This window comes from Nocardia sp. NPDC055053, assembly GCF_053608285.1.
Genome location: NZ_JBSGVD010000055.1, coordinates 1 through 18,474, shown reverse-complemented (window position 1 = coordinate 18,474; position 18,474 = coordinate 1). Strand labels below are relative to the sequence as shown.

General features: G+C 70.1%; 17 protein-coding genes and 1 pseudogene. 14 read left to right on the top strand and 4 right to left on the bottom strand.

Going from position 1 to position 18,474, the window contains the following annotated elements; all coding sequences use genetic code 11:
* Positions 1 to 231, top strand: a complete 231-nt coding sequence (locus ACWF82_RS32160) for a hypothetical protein (protein ID WP_379310493.1) — start codon at positions 1 to 3, stop codon at positions 229 to 231.
* On the opposite strand, the gene ACWF82_RS32155 is transcribed toward ACWF82_RS32160, so the two are convergent.
* Both ACWF82_RS32155 and ACWF82_RS32150 read right to left on the bottom strand, forming a co-directional pair.
* The gene (locus tag ACWF82_RS32155; RefSeq protein ID WP_452507342.1) at positions 232 to 1,653 is read right to left on the bottom strand and encodes an amidase; all 1,422 of its coding nucleotides are present in this window, start codon (positions 1,651 to 1,653) and stop codon (positions 232 to 234) included. It abuts the gene before it with no gap.
* A gap of 62 nt (positions 1,654 to 1,715) precedes the next feature.
* Positions 1,716 to 2,306 (bottom strand): helix-turn-helix domain-containing protein, encoded by a 591-nt coding sequence (locus ACWF82_RS32150; protein WP_452507341.1) that lies wholly within the window; start codon positions 2,304 to 2,306, stop codon positions 1,716 to 1,718.
* A gap of 78 nt (positions 2,307 to 2,384) precedes the next feature.
* Here ACWF82_RS32150 and ACWF82_RS32145 point away from each other — a divergent pair, with 78 nt between their 5' ends.
* A complete protein-coding gene (locus tag ACWF82_RS32145) occupies positions 2,385 to 3,584 on the top strand; it encodes an MFS transporter (protein WP_452507340.1) in 1,200 nt (399 codons plus the stop codon).
* A gap of 58 nt (positions 3,585 to 3,642) precedes the next feature.
* Here the strand turns inward: ACWF82_RS32145 and ACWF82_RS32140 are convergent, their stop codons facing one another.
* On the bottom strand, positions 3,643 to 4,338 hold the full coding sequence (locus ACWF82_RS32140; RefSeq protein WP_452507339.1) for a hypothetical protein: 696 nt from the start codon (positions 4,336 to 4,338) through the stop codon (positions 3,643 to 3,645).
* 100 nt (positions 4,339 to 4,438) lie between these two features.
* Between ACWF82_RS32140 and ACWF82_RS32135 the strand changes: the two genes are divergently transcribed.
* The 10 genes from ACWF82_RS32135 (at position 4,439) to ACWF82_RS32090 (ending at position 15,073) form a co-directional block, all read left to right on the top strand.
* Positions 4,439 to 5,704 (top strand): ATP-grasp domain-containing protein, encoded by a 1,266-nt coding sequence (locus tag ACWF82_RS32135; protein WP_452507338.1) that lies wholly within the window; start codon positions 4,439 to 4,441, stop codon positions 5,702 to 5,704.
* Complete coding sequence (locus tag ACWF82_RS32130; RefSeq protein ID WP_452507337.1) at positions 5,701 to 6,525, top strand: hypothetical protein; 825 nt, start codon at positions 5,701 to 5,703, stop codon at positions 6,523 to 6,525. The genes ACWF82_RS32135 and ACWF82_RS32130 overlap by 4 nt, the downstream gene beginning before the upstream one ends.
* Positions 6,522 to 7,562, top strand: coding sequence for a PLP-dependent cysteine synthase family protein (locus ACWF82_RS32125; RefSeq protein ID WP_452507336.1), 1,041 nt, complete (start codon positions 6,522 to 6,524; stop codon positions 7,560 to 7,562). Before ACWF82_RS32130 ends, ACWF82_RS32125 begins: the two co-directional genes overlap by 4 nt.
* A 34-nt stretch (positions 7,563 to 7,596) precedes the next feature.
* Positions 7,597 to 8,976, top strand: a complete 1,380-nt coding sequence (locus ACWF82_RS32120) for an MFS transporter (RefSeq protein WP_452507335.1) — start codon at positions 7,597 to 7,599, stop codon at positions 8,974 to 8,976.
* Positions 8,966 to 9,922: a GHMP family kinase ATP-binding protein gene (locus ACWF82_RS32115; protein WP_452507334.1), complete on the top strand. Its 957-nt coding sequence runs from the start codon at positions 8,966 to 8,968 to the stop codon at positions 9,920 to 9,922. Before ACWF82_RS32120 ends, ACWF82_RS32115 begins: the two co-directional genes overlap by 11 nt.
* The gene (locus tag ACWF82_RS32110) at positions 9,919 to 10,860 is read left to right on the top strand and encodes an ABC transporter ATP-binding protein (RefSeq protein ID WP_452507333.1); all 942 of its coding nucleotides are present in this window, start codon (positions 9,919 to 9,921) and stop codon (positions 10,858 to 10,860) included. Before ACWF82_RS32115 ends, ACWF82_RS32110 begins: the two co-directional genes overlap by 4 nt.
* A complete protein-coding gene (locus ACWF82_RS32105; protein ID WP_452507332.1) occupies positions 10,857 to 11,942 on the top strand; it encodes a FecCD family ABC transporter permease in 1,086 nt (361 codons plus the stop codon). The genes ACWF82_RS32110 and ACWF82_RS32105 overlap by 4 nt, the downstream gene beginning before the upstream one ends.
* 33 nt (positions 11,943 to 11,975) lie before the next feature.
* Positions 11,976 to 12,953 (top strand): ABC transporter substrate-binding protein, encoded by a 978-nt coding sequence (locus tag ACWF82_RS32100; protein WP_452507330.1) that lies wholly within the window; start codon positions 11,976 to 11,978, stop codon positions 12,951 to 12,953.
* Positions 12,950 to 13,504, top strand: coding sequence for a GNAT family N-acetyltransferase (locus ACWF82_RS32095; protein WP_452507328.1), 555 nt, complete (start codon positions 12,950 to 12,952; stop codon positions 13,502 to 13,504). Before ACWF82_RS32100 ends, ACWF82_RS32095 begins: the two co-directional genes overlap by 4 nt.
* Positions 13,505 to 13,600: 96 nt before the next feature.
* Positions 13,601 to 15,073 carry an AIM24 family protein gene (locus tag ACWF82_RS32090; RefSeq protein WP_452507326.1) on the top strand — a complete coding sequence of 491 codons (1,473 nt, stop codon included), beginning with the start codon at positions 13,601 to 13,603 and terminating at the stop codon, positions 15,071 to 15,073.
* A gap of 64 nt (positions 15,074 to 15,137) precedes the next feature.
* On the opposite strand, the gene ACWF82_RS32085 is transcribed toward ACWF82_RS32090, so the two are convergent.
* Positions 15,138 to 16,439 (bottom strand): hypothetical protein, encoded by a 1,302-nt coding sequence (locus ACWF82_RS32085; protein ID WP_452507324.1) that lies wholly within the window; start codon positions 16,437 to 16,439, stop codon positions 15,138 to 15,140.
* A 444-nt stretch (positions 16,440 to 16,883) separates the two neighbouring features.
* Between ACWF82_RS32085 and ACWF82_RS32080 the strand changes: the two genes are divergently transcribed.
* Complete coding sequence (locus ACWF82_RS32080; RefSeq protein WP_452507322.1) at positions 16,884 to 18,029, top strand: acyl-CoA dehydrogenase family protein; 1,146 nt, start codon at positions 16,884 to 16,886, stop codon at positions 18,027 to 18,029.
* A 222-nt stretch (positions 18,030 to 18,251) separates the two neighbouring features.
* Positions 18,252 to 18,474 (top strand): annotated as a pseudogene (locus ACWF82_RS32075) (hypothetical protein); the annotation flags it as partial.

Genomic DNA, 18,474 nt, shown 5'->3' with positions numbered 1-18,474 from the left:
ATGTCTTCTCTCGCCACCCTCGCCACGGTCGACACCGTCACCCGGCACAAGTACGAGCGCCTGCAGTACACCGGTTCGGCCGGCGTCATCGCCTCGCTGGAGGACCCGCGCCTGGTCGGCCGCTGGCACACCGACTTCCCCGACTGGCACGGCGAGCACTGGGCATTCGAGGCGGGCACCGCCAGCCCGGGCAGGCTGCGCCCGATCAATGTCGCGGTGCGCCAGGGCTGATCAGGCCGCGCCTGCGGCCGCGCGGTCGACGATGCGCGGGAACGGGCTCGACGCTTCCAGCTGGTAGGCCAGGTCGAGCAGGGTCCGTTCGTCACCGCGGCGCCCGGCGAGCTGGATCGAGCCGGGCAGGCCGTGCGGCAGCAGACCGTGCGGCAGTGACACCGCCGGTCCGCCGCCCACATTGTTGAGCGGCGTGAAACCCACGTAGTCGACCAGTTTCGTGAACAACGCGTCGAACGGCTGGCCCGGCGCCAGCTCGCCGATCCGCGGCGCCGGATGCGAGAGCACCGGGGTGAGCAGCACATCGACGTCGGCGAAATGCTTGTCATAGGTGGCCGTTCCCGACCGCAACCGCCACGCGGACGCGGCCGCGGCGAGCGGATTGCGCGCGGCCAGCCCGATCAGGCCCTTGGTGAACGGGTCGAGCTTGCTCGAGTCGAAATGGTCGCGATGGCCCACCCGGAACGACAGCGTCATCGCCGCGGCCATCACCGCCCAGTACCGCTTGAAGTCCTCGATGAACCGCGGGTCCACGTCAAGGCGCATCTCGACGACCTCATGACCGAGGCCCGCGAGAATCGTTGCGGCCGAGGCCAGCACGGCCGCGTTGTCGGGGTGCACCGGGCGGCCGAGGACATCCTCGGTGATCAGCCCGATCCGTAACCGCCGCGCGCTCGGCCCCTCGACCAGGCCGATCGGCGCCAGCTTCGGATTCGCGCCGAACTGCTCGACGGCGGCCAGGTAGTGCGCGGTATCGCGCACCGACCGGGTCAGCACGCCCTCGGTGACCAGGTGCACCGGCAGCTGACGGGCGCCCGGCTGGTCGAGCAGCCGGTTGCGGGTCGGCTTCAACCCGACCAGGCCGTTGGCCGCGGCCGGAATCCGGATCGAGCCGCCGCCGTCGTTGGCGTGCGCGATCGGCACCACCCCGGCCGCGACCAGCGCCGCCGAGCCACCCGAGGACGCGCCCGCCGAATACTCCGGATTCCACGGATTGCGGGTCGGCGCGCGATCGGTGAACTCGGTGCTGGCGGTGAGCCCGAACTCCGGCAGCGTCGACTTGCCGATCACGACCACGCCCGAATGCAGGAACTGCGCGCCGGGACCGCCGGTCGCGGTGGCGGGGCGCGGCGTGAACGCCGCCGAACCGTGGCAGCTGGGCAGCCCGGCGATATCGGTGTTGTCCTTGACGAACGCGGGCACACCGGCGAACACTCCCGCGGTCTCCGGCGTCGCCGAGGCCCGCTCGAAGCAACTCAGCTGCACCGCGTCCAGGCTCGGGTCGACCCGGCGGGTCCGCGCGACAGCGGCCGCGAGCACCTCGGCCCGGCTCACCTCCCCCGCGCGCAGCGCCGCGGCGACGCCGACGGCGTCCAGCGTGCCGAGTGCGTCGTCGGTGAATCCATGGACGGGAGTGCTCATATCCGCAGCGTAATGCGATCTGATGGCCCTGTGCGGCGCTGCGAGGTTTCCTCGAGAAACCCTTAGAGTCCGGCCGGGGCGGACCTGGCCTTGATGTGGATTCGCTCGCCCTGCCCACCGAAGAGACTGAGCACTTCGACACTGCCGCGACCGGTGGACCCGAACCAGTGCGGGTGCAAGGTGTCGAACTCGGCGACCTCACCCGGCCCGAGGACGACGTCGTAGTCGCCGAGGACCAGACGCAGCCGCCCGCTGAGTACGTAGAGCCATTCGTAGCCGGTGTGCGTGCGCGGGAACGGCTCGGACTCGGTCTCGGGGATGATCAGCTTGTAGGCCTTCGGTTCGCCCTGCGTCTTCGACAGCGGCACGATGACGCGGCCGCCGGTGAGCCGCGGCTTCTGCGGCAGCCGCGGGTCGAGGATGCGGGGCGCGGCCACGATCTCGTCGATCGGCACCGCAAGGGCGGCCGCGATCGGCAGCAGCAACTCCAGACTCGGCTTGCGCTGGCCGGATTCGAGCCGGGACAGGGTGCTCTTGGAGATCTCGGTGAGCCTGCTCAGGTCGGCGAGCGAGAGCCCCTTGCTTTCCCGGAGTCGCCGGATGCGGACGCCGACCTGGCCGAGGGTCGCGTCGATGGCGGGATGGTTCGGCACCGGTCCAGTCAACGTGAGCGTTCCAGTTCCGGCAACGATTCGTTGCCGTTCCGGGGGGCGAAAAGCACGCTGCGAGTTATGAGTTCAACGTCGACATCGCCGCCGCCCAGCCGGGAACGCTTCCTCCCCGCCGGGGTATATCTGCTGGCCTTCAGCCTGTTCGCCATGGGGAGCGCGGAGTTCCTCCTCGCCGGGGTACTGCCCGCGGTCGCCGCCGATATCGAGGTCAGCCTGGCCACCATCGGTGGGCTGATCACCGCGTTCGCGATCGGTGTCGTCCTCGGCGGGCCGCCGTTCGCGGTGGTCAGCCTGCATTGGCCGCGGCGAACCGCGCTGGTGGTGACCCAGTTGGTCTTCGCCGCGTCCATCGCGGTAGGGCTGATCATCGGCAGTTACGGCGCGCTGCTGGTCACCCGCTTCGTGGCGGGCCTGGCCTACGCGGGGTTCTTCGCGGTCGCGGCGGTGACGGCGGTCGGCCTGGTGCCCGGCGACCGTGCGGCCCGCGCGTCGGGCGTGGTGATCAGCGGCCTCAGCCTGGCGATGATTCTCGGCGGACCCGCCGGGACATTCCTCGGTTACCGCACCGGGTGGCAGGGCGGCTTCTGGCTGGTGGTCGTTCTCACCGTTCTGGCCGCGGCCGCTGTCGCGGTGATGATGCCGCCGACCACCGCGGGCGAGGAGCCCCGTCTCGATCGTGAGTTCGCCGCGCTGCGGCAGCCGCGGCTGTGGCTCGTCCTCGCCGCCACGCTGCTCAGTACGGCGGCCTACATGATCACGTTCAACTACCTCGCCGAACTGCTGACCACCGTCACCGGGATTCCCGACGTCTGGCTCGCCCCGATCCTGGTGCTGTTCGGTGTCGGCGCGTACATCGGCTTGGCGATCGGTGGCCGGATCGCCGACCGGCGGCCGTACCTCGCGCTGATCGCGGGGTCGGCCGGGATCGCGCTGTGTTCGACGCTGATCGCGGTGTTCGCCGATCACGTGGTGGCCGTCGTCGCGCTGGTCTTGCTGCTCGGCATTGCCGGGTTCGTGCTCAACCCCGCGATCTACGGTCGCGTGTTCACCATCGCCGCGGGTGCGCCCACGCTGGCAGGCGCGACCACGGTGTCGGCGTTCCAGCTGGGCATCGGTCTCGTTCCCGTCGTCGCCGGTGTCGTACTGAGCTCCGGGGCGCAGATCACCGCGGTGCCGTGGCTCGGGGCCGCCTTGGCCTTGGCGACCATCCCCGTCGTGCTGCGCGAGCGCGCGAGCGCCGATCGGCCGGGCGAGGGCTGACGGCGGCCCGCCCGTCCCGATGTCCACGAGACGGGCGGGCGGTCGCTACCTGATCAGATCATTTCGCCGGGAACGGGGCATTGATCGTGGTGAAGTACTGGATGGCCGCGCCGGCAGCGACCGGCGCCGTCACCAGGATCTGCCCTGCCAGCGTCCCGAGCGCGCCGACGGCGAGGATGCCACCGATGCACCCGACCGCGGCGGCGGGCAGGAACGGGCCGAACAGGCCGACGATCGTGGCCGCGGCCACCGTGGTACCCACGATGCCGCCGAGCACGCAGCCGACCGCCGCGCCGCCGAGACCGCCGACCAGGGTGCCGACCGCGGCGCCGAGGGAGATGGTGCTGGTCATCCGCGACCACGCGGCCTGCTCACGGTCGTACTCCGACTTCCACGGCGCCTTGTCCTCGAACGGCAGCGCGACCGGTTTGTACACCGCTTTGTCCATCGACAGCTGCGGCGTGAGCGTAGCTGTGCGGCCGGTGATCTCGGCCGCGATGGGGAACTGGAAGTCGTCGACGGTGAAGGTCAGCGGGGTGGCGGCCACCACCGCGCCCGCACCGTCGCGCACCTGCAGCGCCCCGTTCTCGACGACCAGCGCTCCCGCGTCGACCTCGATGATCGACGCCGTCTCGGTGGCATGCGCGGTGAAGCCGATCGGCTGATCCACCGGCTCGGCGTGCACCGTCCCCGCGGACACCGTCAGGGCCGCCAGCGAAAACACGGCGGGCACAACAATTTTCCTCATCAACATGCGGTTTTCCTCGTTTGTCTCCGGTCGGGCGAGCGCTCGACTATCGCAACAGTAACGATAATGGTTATCATTAGCACCTTGCTCGAGGCTGGGAGGCTACGTGGGACATCTGCTGATGGTGGAGAGTTGGGTCGGCTCGATGAGCACCCTGCTGCCGACGGGAATCAAGGACACCGGACACAGATTCAGCTTTCTGACCAGGGATCTCGGGCACTACCTGCGGGCCGGAACGCCCTCGCCACACCCGCTGCTCGGCGCGGACAACGTCTTCACCGCGGAGACCAACGACGAGGCAACGCTGCTGCCGTACGTGCGCAGGCTGCACGAGGTCTTCGGCTTCGACGGCGTACTCACCTCGTGCGACTACTACCTGCCGACGGTCGCCGCGATCGCCGCCGACCTCGGCCTGCCCGGCCCAGGTCGCGCCGCGGTCGCCGATGCCTGCGACAAGCACCGGACCAGGGAGATCTGCCGGGCTGCCGGTGTGGCCGGCCCCGCCTTCACCGTCGCCGAGGACTGGGACGAGATCGCCGGCGCCGCAGCCGGACTCGGCTATCCGCTGGTGGTGAAGCCGGTCGATCTGTGCGGCGGGATGTTCGTCCGCCGAGTCGGGAACGAGGCCGAGTTGCGCATCGCGGTGGGCCGGATCGCCGGGTTCCCGGTGAACGCGCGCGGACAGCGCCGCTCACCCCTGGTCCTGCTCGAGGAGTGCGTGGACGGACCGGAATTCAGCGTGGAGACGGTGACCGTCGGCGGGCACACAACGGTGATCGGCGTGACCGACAAGCAGCTCACCGGCGCGCCCTCGTTCATCGAGTCGGGCCACATGTTTCCCGCCGCGCTGTCGGGCACCGACACCGACGCCGTCGCCGAACTCGCGCTGGCGGCCGTCGCGGCCCTGCGCCTGGACGCGACCGTCGCGCACACCGAGATCAAACTGGGCCCGCGGGGCCCGCGGCTGATCGAGGTGAACCCGCGCCCCGCCGGGAACCGGATCACCGAACTCGTCCGGCGCGTCACCGGAATCGATTTGGCCGCAACATATGCCGAGGTCGCCGCGGGCGGCACCCCCGACCTGACACCACGCCGGACCGGCATCGCGAGCGCGGCCGTCGCCTTCGCGGTGCCCACCGAGACCGGTGTGCTCACCAGCGTCGACGGCGCGGCGCACTGGGCCGACGACCCCAGAATCGTGGAGTCCACCCTGTCCGCACCCGGCACTCGGGTGTGTCCGGCGACCGACAACAACAGCTATCTCGGCCATGTCATGGTCGCCGACGTGACGCCAGGCACCGCGGGCGAGCTGGCGCAGAAGCTGATCACGGACCTGCGCTTCGACCTCGTCGCGCCCGGCGGTGCGGCATGACCGTCTCCGCCTGTCCCACCTCGGTCGCCGAGCTCACCGAGTGGGCGCGGTCGGGCCGGCTCGGGCCGGACCCGGCGTCCTTGCGCGCCTCGACCGCGTTCCGCACGATCTACGGCACCCGGCACGCGGGCCGGAACCGGAGCTACCGCAACGAGATACTCAGCATTCGGCTCGGCGCGGCCGTCGGTTCGTGCGGACTCGAACCGGGAACGGCCAGCGACGATCTCGTCGACGACTGTGTCGCCGCCTCGATCGCCGAACTGCTCGAGCATCCGCGTTCGGAGGTCGGGATCGCCGCGCTGGACGCCTACCTGATGCACGTCCGGCCGCATCCGTCCGCGGGCGGAGCGACGGGCGAGCCCGTGGTGATCGAGGGGCCGACCTCGCTGGCGAAGTCACGCCGCCGGGCCGCCGCCGTGGTCGACCTGGTGCCCGCTGGAGTCGGCACCGTGCTGGTCGTCGGAGTGGTCGGCTCGCTGCTCGCCGAACTGCGAGCGCGCGAGATCGAGTACCTGCCCTGTGACCTCGCCGGTGGCGTCACCGAGTGGGGCGAGCAGGTGTACGAGTCCGTCGCGGCGGCACCAGCGGGCTATGACGCCCTGCTTGTCACCGGAATGACCTTGGGCAACGGCAGTTTCGACGCGCTACGCGCCACCGCCACCGCGCACGATGTCCCCCTGGTCCTGTTCGCCCAGACCGGCAGTGCCATCCTGCCGTGGTTCCTCGGCGCCGGCGTGCACGCGATCTCGGCCGAGCCCTACCCGTTCTTCTCCCTCGACGGCGGTCCCAGTACCGTCGTCAGCTACCGAGAGCTGTCATGACCACGCCGCAGCCCGCCCTCCTGCAGTTGATCGGCGGCACCCCTTCGGTGCCGATCTACACCGGAAAGAGCTGGTACACAGCCAAACTCGAAGCCGCGAGCATCGCGGGGATGAAGTCGCGCGCCGCCGTGTCGATGCTGCGCGCCGCCGCGGACAGAGGCGAGCTCGCACCGGGCGCGACGATCATCGAATCCACCAGCGGCACCCTCGGCTTGGGGTTGGCGCTGGCGGGCAAGGCACTCGGGCATCCCGTGCTGCTCGTGGTCGACGACGAGTTGGAACCCGATCTGCGCTCGTTGTTCTCGGCGTTCGACGTCGCGCTCGACGTCGTCACCGAACCGCATCCCACGGGCGGCTGGCAGCGGGCCAGGCTGGATCGGCTCGCCGAACTGCTCACCGCGACGCCGGGTGCGTACTGGCCCGACCAATACGACAACCCCGACAACGCGGGCGGCTATCGCGCGATGGCCGAGGAGATCCTCGACCAGGTCGACGCCGTCGACGTGCTGGTCGCCTCGATCGGATCCGGCGGGCACTGTGCCGGCCTCACCCGCGTGCTGCGCACCCGTTGGCCACGGCTGCGGGTGATCGGTGTCGACGCGGTCGGTTCCCGGATCTTCGGCCAGCCCGACCGGCGCAGGCTCATGCGCGGCCTCGGCAGCAGCATTCTGCCCCGCAATGTGGCCTACGCCGATTTCGACGAGGTGCACTGGGTGGGTGCGACCGAGACGGTCGCGTCCTGTCGGCGGCTGGCGGCCGCGACCGGTATCGCGGGCGGCTGGAGCACGGGCGCTGCCGCGCTGGTCGCGGACTGGGTGGCCGAGCGCGAGCCCAGATCCCGGGTGCTGACGGTGTTCCCGGACGGACCCCACCGCTACCTGCGCACCATCTACGACGACGACTGGTGCCGGGCCAACGAACTGCTCGGCACGCCCGCCACCGCGCCGACCACGATCGCGACCCCGGACAGCGCCGAGGCGCGCGACTGGGCCCGATGTTCGGTCGTGCGCGACCCCGCCGCGGAGGTGACGGCATGACCCGGAGCACAGGGGCGACCGCCGGCGGCGCCCGATGAGCGGCATCGCCACGTTCCGCACGCTGCCGGGAGCCGTGCGGTTGCTACTGGTGAATCACCTTGTCGGCCACATCGGTTTCTACCTGCTGGTGCCGTTTCTGGCCGAGTATCTGCTCGGTGATCTCGCGCTCTCGGCAGCCGTCGTCGGGGTAGTGCTCGGAGTACGCAATCTCAGCCAGCAGGGTCTGTTCCTGGTCGGCGGCTCGGCGGCGGACCGGCTCGGCGCCCGTGGCGTGATCATGATCGGCCTCGCGATCAGGGCGCTCGGCTTCGCGCTGTTCGCCGTCGGCGGGTCGCTGCCGGTGGTGCTGGCGGCCTCGGTGCTCACGGGTTTCGCCGGCGCGCTGTTCAATCCGGCGGTCCGCGCGTTCATCGCCCGCGACAGCGGGGCGCGGTCGGCGCAGGCGTTCGCGCTGTTCAATGTGTTCGGCAATGCGGGGTCGGCGATCGGGCCGGTGGTCGGCACCGTGCTGATCGCGGCCGGGTTCCGGATGTCCGCGGTGGTCGCGGCGACGATCTTCGCGGTACTCGCGGTGGTGCAGTGGTTGTTGCTGCCCGCCCGGCCGGTGCCACGGCACGACGGCGGGGTCGGCGCCGACTTCGCGACAGTGTTCACCGACCGACGGTTCTGGGCGTTCACCCTCGCCCTGATGCCGATGTTCGCGCTGCAGAGCCAGATCTATTTCCTGTTCACCCTGCAGGCGCAGGACAGCGCGGGGCCCGGGCGCGGTCCCGCCGCGGTGGCAGCGCTGTTCGTGGTGGAGACGATCGCGGTGGTGGCGCTGCAGGTGCGGGTCACCACAGTGCTGGCACGCAGGCCGCAACGTGGGCCCGCGATGGCTCTCGGAATGGCGATCATGGGCGTCTCGTTTCTGCTGCCACCAGCAGCGGCGAGCTTCGTCGGTGGGGGAAACGCGATCGGGGGCACGGTGATCCGGGTCTTCCCCGTGGTGGCGGCCGCGGTCCTGCTCGCGATCGGGGTGACCGCGGTCCAGCCGTTCGTCAACGAGGCGATCGGCCGCTTCGCCGGAAACCGCCTGACCGGAACCTACTTCGGCGCCTTCTACCTGGCGTCCGGGGTCTTCACGGTCGCGGCCACCTCGGTCACCGGTGCGGTGCTCGACCGGTCGGGCGGGCCGCTGACGTGGCCCCCCGCGCTGCTCTGCGCCGCGGCGGGGCTGCTGTCCGCGATCGCCCTCCTGCGACTGCACCGAAGACACGTGTTACCCGGCCCCGGCCAGGTCACGGCCGATTCCGGAACCACCTACGCAGAAGGCGATCCCAGGACTCCAGCGGCGCGAGTGCCTGGATCCGCCGGCACCAGCCCCGGTTCGCCGAATGCCGTGACGAAAAGCGTTGATACCGATGACCGCTGAGTTCATGCCGTCCGGAATCGGTGTCGGCCGCGCCTACGGCAGCTGCGGGGAGCTTCTCCAGGGCGTCACCGCCCGCGATCGGCACTTCCTTGTCACTCTGCCGATCCGGCGCGGTTCCGTCGCCGTCTTCGAACCCGGAGGCGACGGCGTCACCATTGTCCCGGAACGGAAGTCGAAGGCGCTACGCCTGGCGCGCGCCATGGTGGCCCGGTCCCGTGTGCTGCGCGGCGGACGGCTGACGCTGCACAGCGAACTGCCCGAAGGCAAGGGACTGGCGAGTTCTACCGCCGATCTCGTCGCCACCGCTCGCGCGGTCGCCGACGCCGAGGGGCGCACCGTGCCCGTCGGGGAACTCGAGGGCGACCTACGCGCCATCGAACCGTCCGACGGTGTCATGTATCCGGGCACCGTCGCCTACTTCCACCGTGAGGTACGGCTACTCGCCCGGCTCGGCACCCTGCCCGCACTGACGATCGTCACCGGCGACGAGGGCGGGTCGGTCGACACTGTCGAGTTCAACCGCACCGGACCGCGTTTCGGCCCTGCGGACAAACGCGAATACGACCGGCTGCTGGGCGAAATCGGTATCGCGATCGCGCGCGGCGATGTCGCCGGGATCGGTGCGGTGGCCACCCGCAGCGCGGTGCTGAGCACGGCGCTGCGGGACCGTCCACATCTGGACGCGACGATCAGCGCGGCACGGTCGATCGGCGCGGTCGGTGTCGTCGTCGCCCACAGCGGCACGACCACCGGCATCCTGCTGGCCGACGACGATCCGCGCCTGCGCGAGCAGATCGTCGCCGCGCGACAGATCAGCGATTCCTTCGCCCGCTCGGTCACGGTGCACCACTCGTGGCGGCCCGAAGTCAACATCGAGCAACGCGTCAACGCCGGCGACCGAATTCACCCGTCGCCGACCACCCGAGCAGAGAGCAATTCGCGATGATCACCGTCGACCAGATCCGTTTCACCTACGACGGCCGAATCACCCTCGACGACATCACCTTTCGGGCCGAACACGGCAGCATGGTCGGGCTGATCGGCCCCAACGGGTCGGGCAAGTCCACGCTGCTGCGGCTGATGTATCGCGCTCTGCGCCCGGCGGGTGGGTCCGTCGTGATCGACCAGACGCCGGTGGATCAGCTGCGCGGGCGTGAGCTCGCGGGCCGGCTTGCCGTCGTCGCTCAGGAAGCCCCGCCGGATACGCCGGTCACCGTGGCCGAGACGGTGCTGCTCGGCAGGTCACCGTGGGTCGGTGCGTTCCAGGGATATTCGCGGGCCGACCGGATCGCCGCCGCGGCCGCGCTCGAACACGTCGGGGCACGCGCACTCGCCGACCGCCGTTTCGCCACGCTGTCCGGCGGTGAACGTCAGCGCGTCCTGATCGCCAGGGCGCTGGCCCAGCAGGCCGACCATCTGCTGCTCGACGAACCGACCAATCATCTCGACATCCGCTACCAGCACGAACTGCTCGGCCTCGTCCGAGGCCTCACCGCGACCACCACCATCGTGGTCCTGCACGAGCTGAACCTGGCCGCCCGCTACTGCGACCGGCTCGTCCTGCTCGACGGTGGCCGGGTCGCCGCCGCGGGCACCGTTGCCGAGGTACTGACGCCGGAAATCCTCGAGCCCGTCTACGCCATTCCGGTCCGGCGGACAACAGCTTTCGGCGCGGTCCAACTGCTCTTCGGCCCGGCAGCCGAACCCGGCGTGCCGACCGCTGACGACCCGGCGGACACGGCAGCACCCGCGGTCCCAGGGACCACGATCCAGGCCGCCGATCGATCAGCGGATGCGCGGCCACCCGGATCCCCTGGCCACGAACCCGACAAACCGAGGGCTTGCTCGCCGTCGTCCGATACGCGAGAGGCGGCCGCGCGATGACCGAGACCCTGACGACAGGACCGATCGTCGACGACCTCGACCATGCCCGGCACCGGGGCCGCGCTGCCCTACTGGCCGGCGGATTCGGCCTCGCGCTCGTGGTGACGCTGCTGGTGGCCGCGGGGCTGGGACCGGTGGCGGTGCCGCCGGGCACCGTCGCGCGGATCATCGGCCATCACACGATCGGGCACCCGGTGACCGCCGACTGGACCGCCGCGCAGGACTCCATCGTCTGGCTGGTGCGGGTGCCGCGGGTACTGCTCGGCGCGCTCGTCGGCGCGGCACTGGCGATCACCGGCGCGGTGCTGCAGACCGTGGTGCGCAATGTGCTCGCCGACCCGCACATCCTCGGCGTCACCTCCGGCGCCTCGACCGGGGCCGCGGTGTACCTCCTGTTCGGCATCACCGCGGCGACCACCGCGACCGCCCTGGCCGCGAGCGCGTTCGCCGGCGCGCTGGCGGCCACCGCGCTGCTGTTCGTCATCGCGCGGATCAACGGCCAGCTCACCTCACTGCGGCTGCTGCTCGGCGGGGTCACCATCGGCTACATCTTCTCCGCGGCCACCAGTTTTCTGATCTTCGCCTCCGATCGCCCTGAAGGCGCACGGACCGTGCTGTTCTGGCTGCTCGGCTCGCTCGCGCCCGCAGCCTGGTCGTCGGTCGCGACGACGGTGGCGGTGGTCGCGACATCGACCGTCGCGGTCCTGCTGATGGCTCCGCGACTGGACGCGCTCGCCGCCGGCGACGACACCGCACGCACGCTCGGCATCGCCCCGAACCGGATTCGGTTGCTGGCCTTGCTGATCGTGGCACTGGCCGTCGGCGCTGTGGTGGCCGTCGCCGGAGCGATCGGATTCGTCGGGCTGATCGTGCCGCATGTCGCCCGGCTCTGCGCGGGCGGTACGCACCGGCAACTGGTGGTGGTCAGCGGACTGCTCGGCGCGCTGTTCCTGGTCGTCGCCGATGTGGCGGCGCGCACCGTGTTCGCGCCGCGCGAGCTGCCCATCGGCATCGTCACCGCGGCCGTCGGCGCGCCACTTCTCCTCGTGCTGATCCGCCGCTTCCACACCACCGCTTCCTGAATACTTCGCTCCACGAAAGGACTACCGATCACCGTGTTCACAGGTGTCATCCCGTCGCGCCGCGCGACACTGCCCGTTCTGGCGCTGCTCACCAGCGCCGTCGTCACCGGATGCGGTACGCCCGCACCAGCCACCGGGCCCGCCGACGGAGGCTTCCCGATGTCGATCTCCAGCTGCGGCCGCGAGGTCACCTTCAACGGTCCCCCGCAGCGCGTCGTCACGGTCGGCTCCATCGCCGCACCGCTGATCGCCGCCGCGGGCGCCGCCGATCGCATCGTCACCCGCACGTTCGAAGCCGCGTCGTTCCCCGGCGAGTACGGCGAGGAGCTGCAGAACATCGAAATCACCGCGCCTACCGCGGAACTCGCGCGCGAGGAGATCATCAGCCGATCCCCCGACCTGGTGGTGAGCGTCGAAGGTCTCTCGGTGACCCCCGACGACCTCGCCCAGGTGAACATTCCGCTGATCGTCACCCGCGGCTACTGTCGCGACGCGGCGGGCACCTTCGAGGACGTGTTCGCCGACATCGCGCTCTACGGAAAGCTCTTCGGCACCGCGAGCGCCGCCGACGCGGAGGTCGCCGCACTGGGGCGACGCGTCGACGCCGTCACCCAGCGGCATCCCGCGGCCGCCACCCGCACCCCCGCCGCGGCGCTGATCATCTCCCGCGACGGCGCCCAGCTGAAGGCCTACGGCGCCAAGAGCACCGTCGACGCGCAGATGAAGATCCTCGGCCTGGACAACATCTACGGCGGGATCGACAAGCGCAACTTCGAAGCCAGCGCCGAGACCCTCATCGCCCGCGATCCGGAGGTGATCATCCTGCTCACCCAGGGCGATCAGACGCCCGAGTCGGTTCGCGCCGCCCTGCGCCAGCGACCCGAATTGGCCGGACTGCGCGCGATCCGCGACAACCGGATCATCGTGGTGCCCTTCGGCTACACCGGTCCGGGACCGGTCGCCGTCGAGGGGCTGGAAGTGCTCGACCGGGAACTGGCGGGGGTGCGATGACCACGGCAACCAGTTCCGGCTACCTCGTCCGGCCCGCTGAACCCGCGGACCTGTCCGGTGCCCGCAGCGTCATGCTCGACACCTTCTATCAGGTGTTCGGCATCGGCTACCTGCCCGAATACCACCAGGACGTGATCGACCCGGACACCGTGTACCTGCGTGACCCGCGCAACCGGCTCTGGGTCGCCGAACACGACGGCGCCATCGTCGCGACCACGGCGATCCGGGCGCAGGGGCCAGCGCACCCACCGCACCCGGCCGAGCTGGCGCAGCGCTATCCCGACGCCACCACCGCGCAGCTTTTCCGGGTGTATGTTCGGCCCGAACACCACCGGCGCGGCCTGGCCAGCCGGCTGGTCGAGGCGGCGGTCGCGCATGTACGTGCCACGCCGTCGTTCGAGCAGCTGTACCTGCACACCGACGCGCGGACACCCGGCGCGCTGGAATTCTGGCTCACCGTCGGGCGGATCGTGCACGACGCGCGCGGTCCCCACGACGGATTCCAGACGGTGCACCTGGAAATCCCACTCGACCGGGAACAACCGCGCTGACGGGGGCGGCTGGCGCTGCGGCGGCGCACACGGCACTATCGAGGCCGTGGAACGATTGCGAATCGGACAAACCACCCAGACCACGGAGGTGGTGGCGTGACCGCGCTGGCTCCCGGCGAGAACCGGCCCGCGCCCGGTGACGAGCTGACCGTCACCGTGGCGAGCTCCGTCTCGGTCGACGTCTCGGCGCTGTTGCTGAACAGCGCCGGAGTCGTGCGCTCCGACGACGACTTCGTGTTCTTCAACCAGCCGACCGGCCCGGGTGTGGTGTATCGCCACGGCAACGGCGGGCCGGACGTGGTCGACGTACGGACCTCGGCGCTACCCGCAGACGTGGACAAGGTCATCGTCACCGCCAGCCTCGACGGCCGCGGGCCCGCCACCTTCGCCTCGGTCGGCCAGCTCACCGCCACCATCGGATCCGGTTCCACCGCACTGACTTTCCAGATCCCGGGGCTCACCACCGAGAGCGGTGTGGTGTGCGTGGAGATCTACCGCCGCAACGGCGCGTGGAAGGTGCGGGCGATCGGTCAGGGCTACGACGACGGGCTGGCGGGCATCGCGTCGGCGTACGGCGTGAACCTCGACGACGAACCCGAAACGCCTGCCGCGCAGAGCGGTGCCGCGCCGACCGCCGTGTACCCGCCGGGCCAACCGACCATGCCCGCCGGTCAGTCCGGCCAATTCGCCCCGCCGCCAAATCAATTCGCTCCGCCACCGGGGCAGCCTGCGGCTCACCCCTACCCGCCCGCAGGCGCCCCCGCCTTCCCGCCGCCCACGGGTCAGCCCGGTTACGGACAGCAGCCCTACCCTTCGTACGCATCCCAGCAAGGAGCCCAGCCCGTGCACAGCGACCTGTTCGATCCCTCGCACGCCGAGGTCAACGGCCTCGGTATCCAGAAACAGGGCGGCAAGATGGTCAAGGTCGGCCTCAACGGTGAGGTGATGGCCCGCGCCGGCTCGATGGTGGCCTACCAGGGTGATCTGCAGTTCCAGGCTCTCGGCTCCGGCGGTATCGGCCGGGCGATCCGCCAGCACCTCACCGGCGAGGGCGTGCCGCTGATGAAGGTGACCGGCCGCGGCGATCTGTTCCTGGCCAACAGCGCCGCCGACGTACACATCATCGATCTCGACGGCACCGACGGCCTCACCATCAACGGCGCCAACGTCCTCGCGTTCGACTCCACCCTGCGCTACGACATCGGCCGCGTCCAGGGCGCCGCCGGCTACGCCTCCAACGCCGGCCTGTTCAACTGCGTGTTCACCGGCCGCGGCCGCATCGCCATCACCACCCACGGCTCCCCGGTGGTGCTCACCGTCGACCAGGCCACCTTCGCCGACCCGAACGCCGCCGTCGCCTGGTCGTCGAGCCTGCAGACCGGCATCAAGCGCAACGACTCCTTCGGCCTCGGCAGGCTGATGGGCCGCAGCACCGGCGAGGCGAGCACGCTGTCGTTCACCGGCCGCGGCTTCGTCATCGTGCAGCCTTCGGAGCTGCCCCCGGGCGGCCTCATCGGCGGCACCGGCGGCGGCCAGCAGGCAGGCACCGGCGGCGGCCTGTTCGGCTGACCCACCGGGCTACGCCGCCGGCTCATGCTCGGAGAGCACGAATCGGCGGCACGGTTCGCCGAGGTCAGGACCCCGCGCGCTCCTTGCGGGCCTGACGGCGGGCCTCCCGCATGGCATTGAGCTCCTGCTCCAGGCTCTCGGCGATACGGAACTGCCCGGTGTCGTACACATTGACCGGTTCGATCGCCTCGTAGCCGAAGTTGGCTTCGGCGAAAGCCTTTTCGACGCGAGCCTCGATGTCGGAGATGGTGCTCTTGCGCGCGGCGGGAACCGAGTCGGTGGACTTCGTGGTCGGCTCGGACTTGACGGGCTCGGCGGCGGGCTCGGGTGCGGCGGACGGCTGCGGCGCTGCCTTCTTGGCCGAGGCCTTCTCCGCCGACAACGCCTTGCCGATGCCGCCGAACCGCTTGCGCTTCTCGGTGGGCTTGCCGTTGCCGATCGGCTCGGTGGGCGTCCACGCGGGTTCCCGGCTGACCGGCGCGGTGACGGCGGCCTGGTCGGCGGCGAACGCCTCGGCGCGGGCCTGACCCGTCATCGGCGGCTGGTAGGTCAGGCGGACGCCCTCGGTGGCCCCGCGGCCGAGCAGGTTCTCGGCCGGGTCGGGCAGGTCCCTGACCTGGCTGGTCGCGCGGGTGATGGCGAGGCCGTAGCGGGCGCTGGCGGCGTCGTGGATGAGCAGCGCGACACCGATCATCACGGGCGCGACCGCGTGCACCGCGGCGTCGTACCAGCGGCCGTCGCGCAGGTAGGGATAGGTGTTGAGGGTGACGGTGAGCCCGAGCAGGGCCATCTCGGCCAGCGCGACCTGGCGCCGGTTGTCGATGACGCCCCACTCGGCGACCTTGTTCGTGCCGACCATGATGATGATCAGGCAGACGCTGATCATCGCCTCGAGCAGGTAGCTGAACCAGAACAGCGGATCACTCGGACCGCCGGGCGCGATGTTCTGCTGCACGTTCACCGCGGACCACAGCATGCCCGCGCCGACGACACCAGCCAGTGCCTTGAGTGACCACGACCGGTGCCGGTACAGCGAAGCCAGCTTCGCGTGCGGACTCGATTCGCGGCGCTGGGAGGCCATCGCCTTTCTGGCGAGCAGCAGATCTCGCATGTCGGCCTTCTCGATTGCTTCGGTGGTGCTCCTGGCCCGGTCGGAGGCCTGCGCCATCGCCTGGGTGTGCTTCCAGCGCTGTTCGCGATCCTGTTCACGGATGCGTTCGGCGAGTTCCCGCTCCGCGCGCAGCTCGTCTTCCGACAGCGCGTCGGTCAGAGCGGGGTCGAATTGGTAGGCGAGGCGCCCACGCGCCCGTTCGACCCGCTGGGCCAGCTGGCTGACGTCGTCTTCGATGGGAGAATCGACGGTCATGCTCGACCACCGCCCCGGCATCGCGAAGGCAGACGGGTGACCACACGTGTGAACGGCACACGCCATTAATAGTCCATACACCCGCCCGTGCGAAACCGATGCTCCGACACGGCTCCCCGTTCTCGGCGCGCCGCGAGCGACACGCGCAGGCGATACCGGCCGGTAGTCCAACTTCGAAAGATAATCCCAGACCGCCTTCCGAGCCAAGGTTTTCACACCATCGGTGCCCAAGAGTTGCCGAACAAGGTTCGCGGGCAACACGAATCGGACACCAACTTCGCGCCCCCGTCAAGACCCGTGGCCTCGACCGCCGGAACCCGGTCCGAGGCCCCGCCCCGAGGCTCCGGAACCCACTATTGCCACCTCGCCAATAGTGGTCCACACTGTGTCTGTAACCACTGGTCACCCCTGGGCCAGTGCTGTGCCGAGCCGTAAGGAGACTCGATGGCCGCCAACCGGTCCAGCTGGATGAACGAGGACCTGGACGCCCTGCGCGACCTCGCCCGCGCCTTCATGGCCAAGGAACTCGCGCCGAACATCGACAAGTACCGCGAGCAGCACCACGTGGACCGCGACCTGTGGAACAAGGCCGGTGAAGTGGGCCTGCTGTGTCTGTCGATCCCGGAGGAGTACGGCGGCGGTGGCGGCACCTTCGCCCACGAGGCCGTGCTCATGGAGGAGCAGGCCCGCGTCGTCGACACCTCGTGGGGCGTCAGCCTGCACAACGGCATCGTGGCGCACTACCTGCTCGCCTACGGCACCGAGGAGCAGAAGCAGCAGTGGCTGCCCAAGATGGCCAGCGGCGAGGTCGTCGGCGCCATCGCGATGACCGAGCCCGGCACCGGCTCGGACCTGCAGGCCGTCAAGGCCAAGGCGATCCGCGACGGTGACGAGTACGTCATCAACGGCTCCAAGACCTTCATCACCAACGGCGCACAGGCCGACCTGATCATCCTGGTCGCCAAGACCGACCCCACCCAGGGCGCCGCCGGTGTGTCGCTGGTGCTGGTCGAGGCCGACCGCGAGGGTTTCCGTCGCGGCCGCGTGCTCGACAAGATCGGCCAGAAGGGCCAGGACACCTCCGAGCTGTTCTTCGAGGACGTGCGTGTCCCGGTGACCAACCTGCTCGGAACCCAGGAGGGCCAGGGCTTCATCCAGCTGATGCAGCAGCTGCCGCAGGAGCGCCTGATCGTCGCGCACGGCGCGGTCGCGGGCATGGAGGTCGCCCTCGAGCACACCCTGCGCTACACCAAGGAGCGCGAGGCGTTCGGGCGCCCGGTGTTCGGTTTCCAGAACACCAAGTTCAAGCTGGCCGAGGTCGCCACCGAGTCGCGCATCGCGCGCGTGTTCATCGACGACTGCATCGAGAAGCACCTCCGCGGCGAGCTCGACATCCCGACCGTCGCCATGGCGAAGTGGTGGACCACCGACAAGGCGATGCAGATCGCCGATACCTGCCTGCAGCTGTTCGGCGGCTACGGCTACATGAACGAGTACCCGATCGCGCGCATGTGGGTCGACAACCGGGTCCAGCTGATCTACGCGGGCACCAACGAGATCATGAAGGAGATCATCGCCCGCAGCCTGTAATACTTCTGCGCACAGGTGATCTCGACCGGCCGCGAACTGCTGTTCGCGGCCGGTTTTCGCTGTTGAGGTGCTATTTCGTGACCTATCCGGAACTCCGGCCGAGACGAATGTCTCTCGGAAGCGGTACATACGGGACGACGAGGGCGGTGCGGCACAGTGGACGCGGACGGCGGTTCATCGGGTGAACCCGGACAGGAACCGGTACTGCCGGACCGTGCGCGGATGATGCAGGCGGTCTGCGGTTTCGCCGGCGACGGCGATCCCGTCCTGCGCGCCGCGCACGAACTGGCCGCCCTGCACGAACGCCGCGAACAGCTCGTTCCTGGCGACACGAGCGAGATCGATTGGGAGCGGGCCCGTCTGGTCTGCGAGATCGACCGCTGGGTGGTCATCCGCTCCCCGCCCGCCTGGCGGCGCGGGAAGATCATCGGCATCTGCTTGAAGG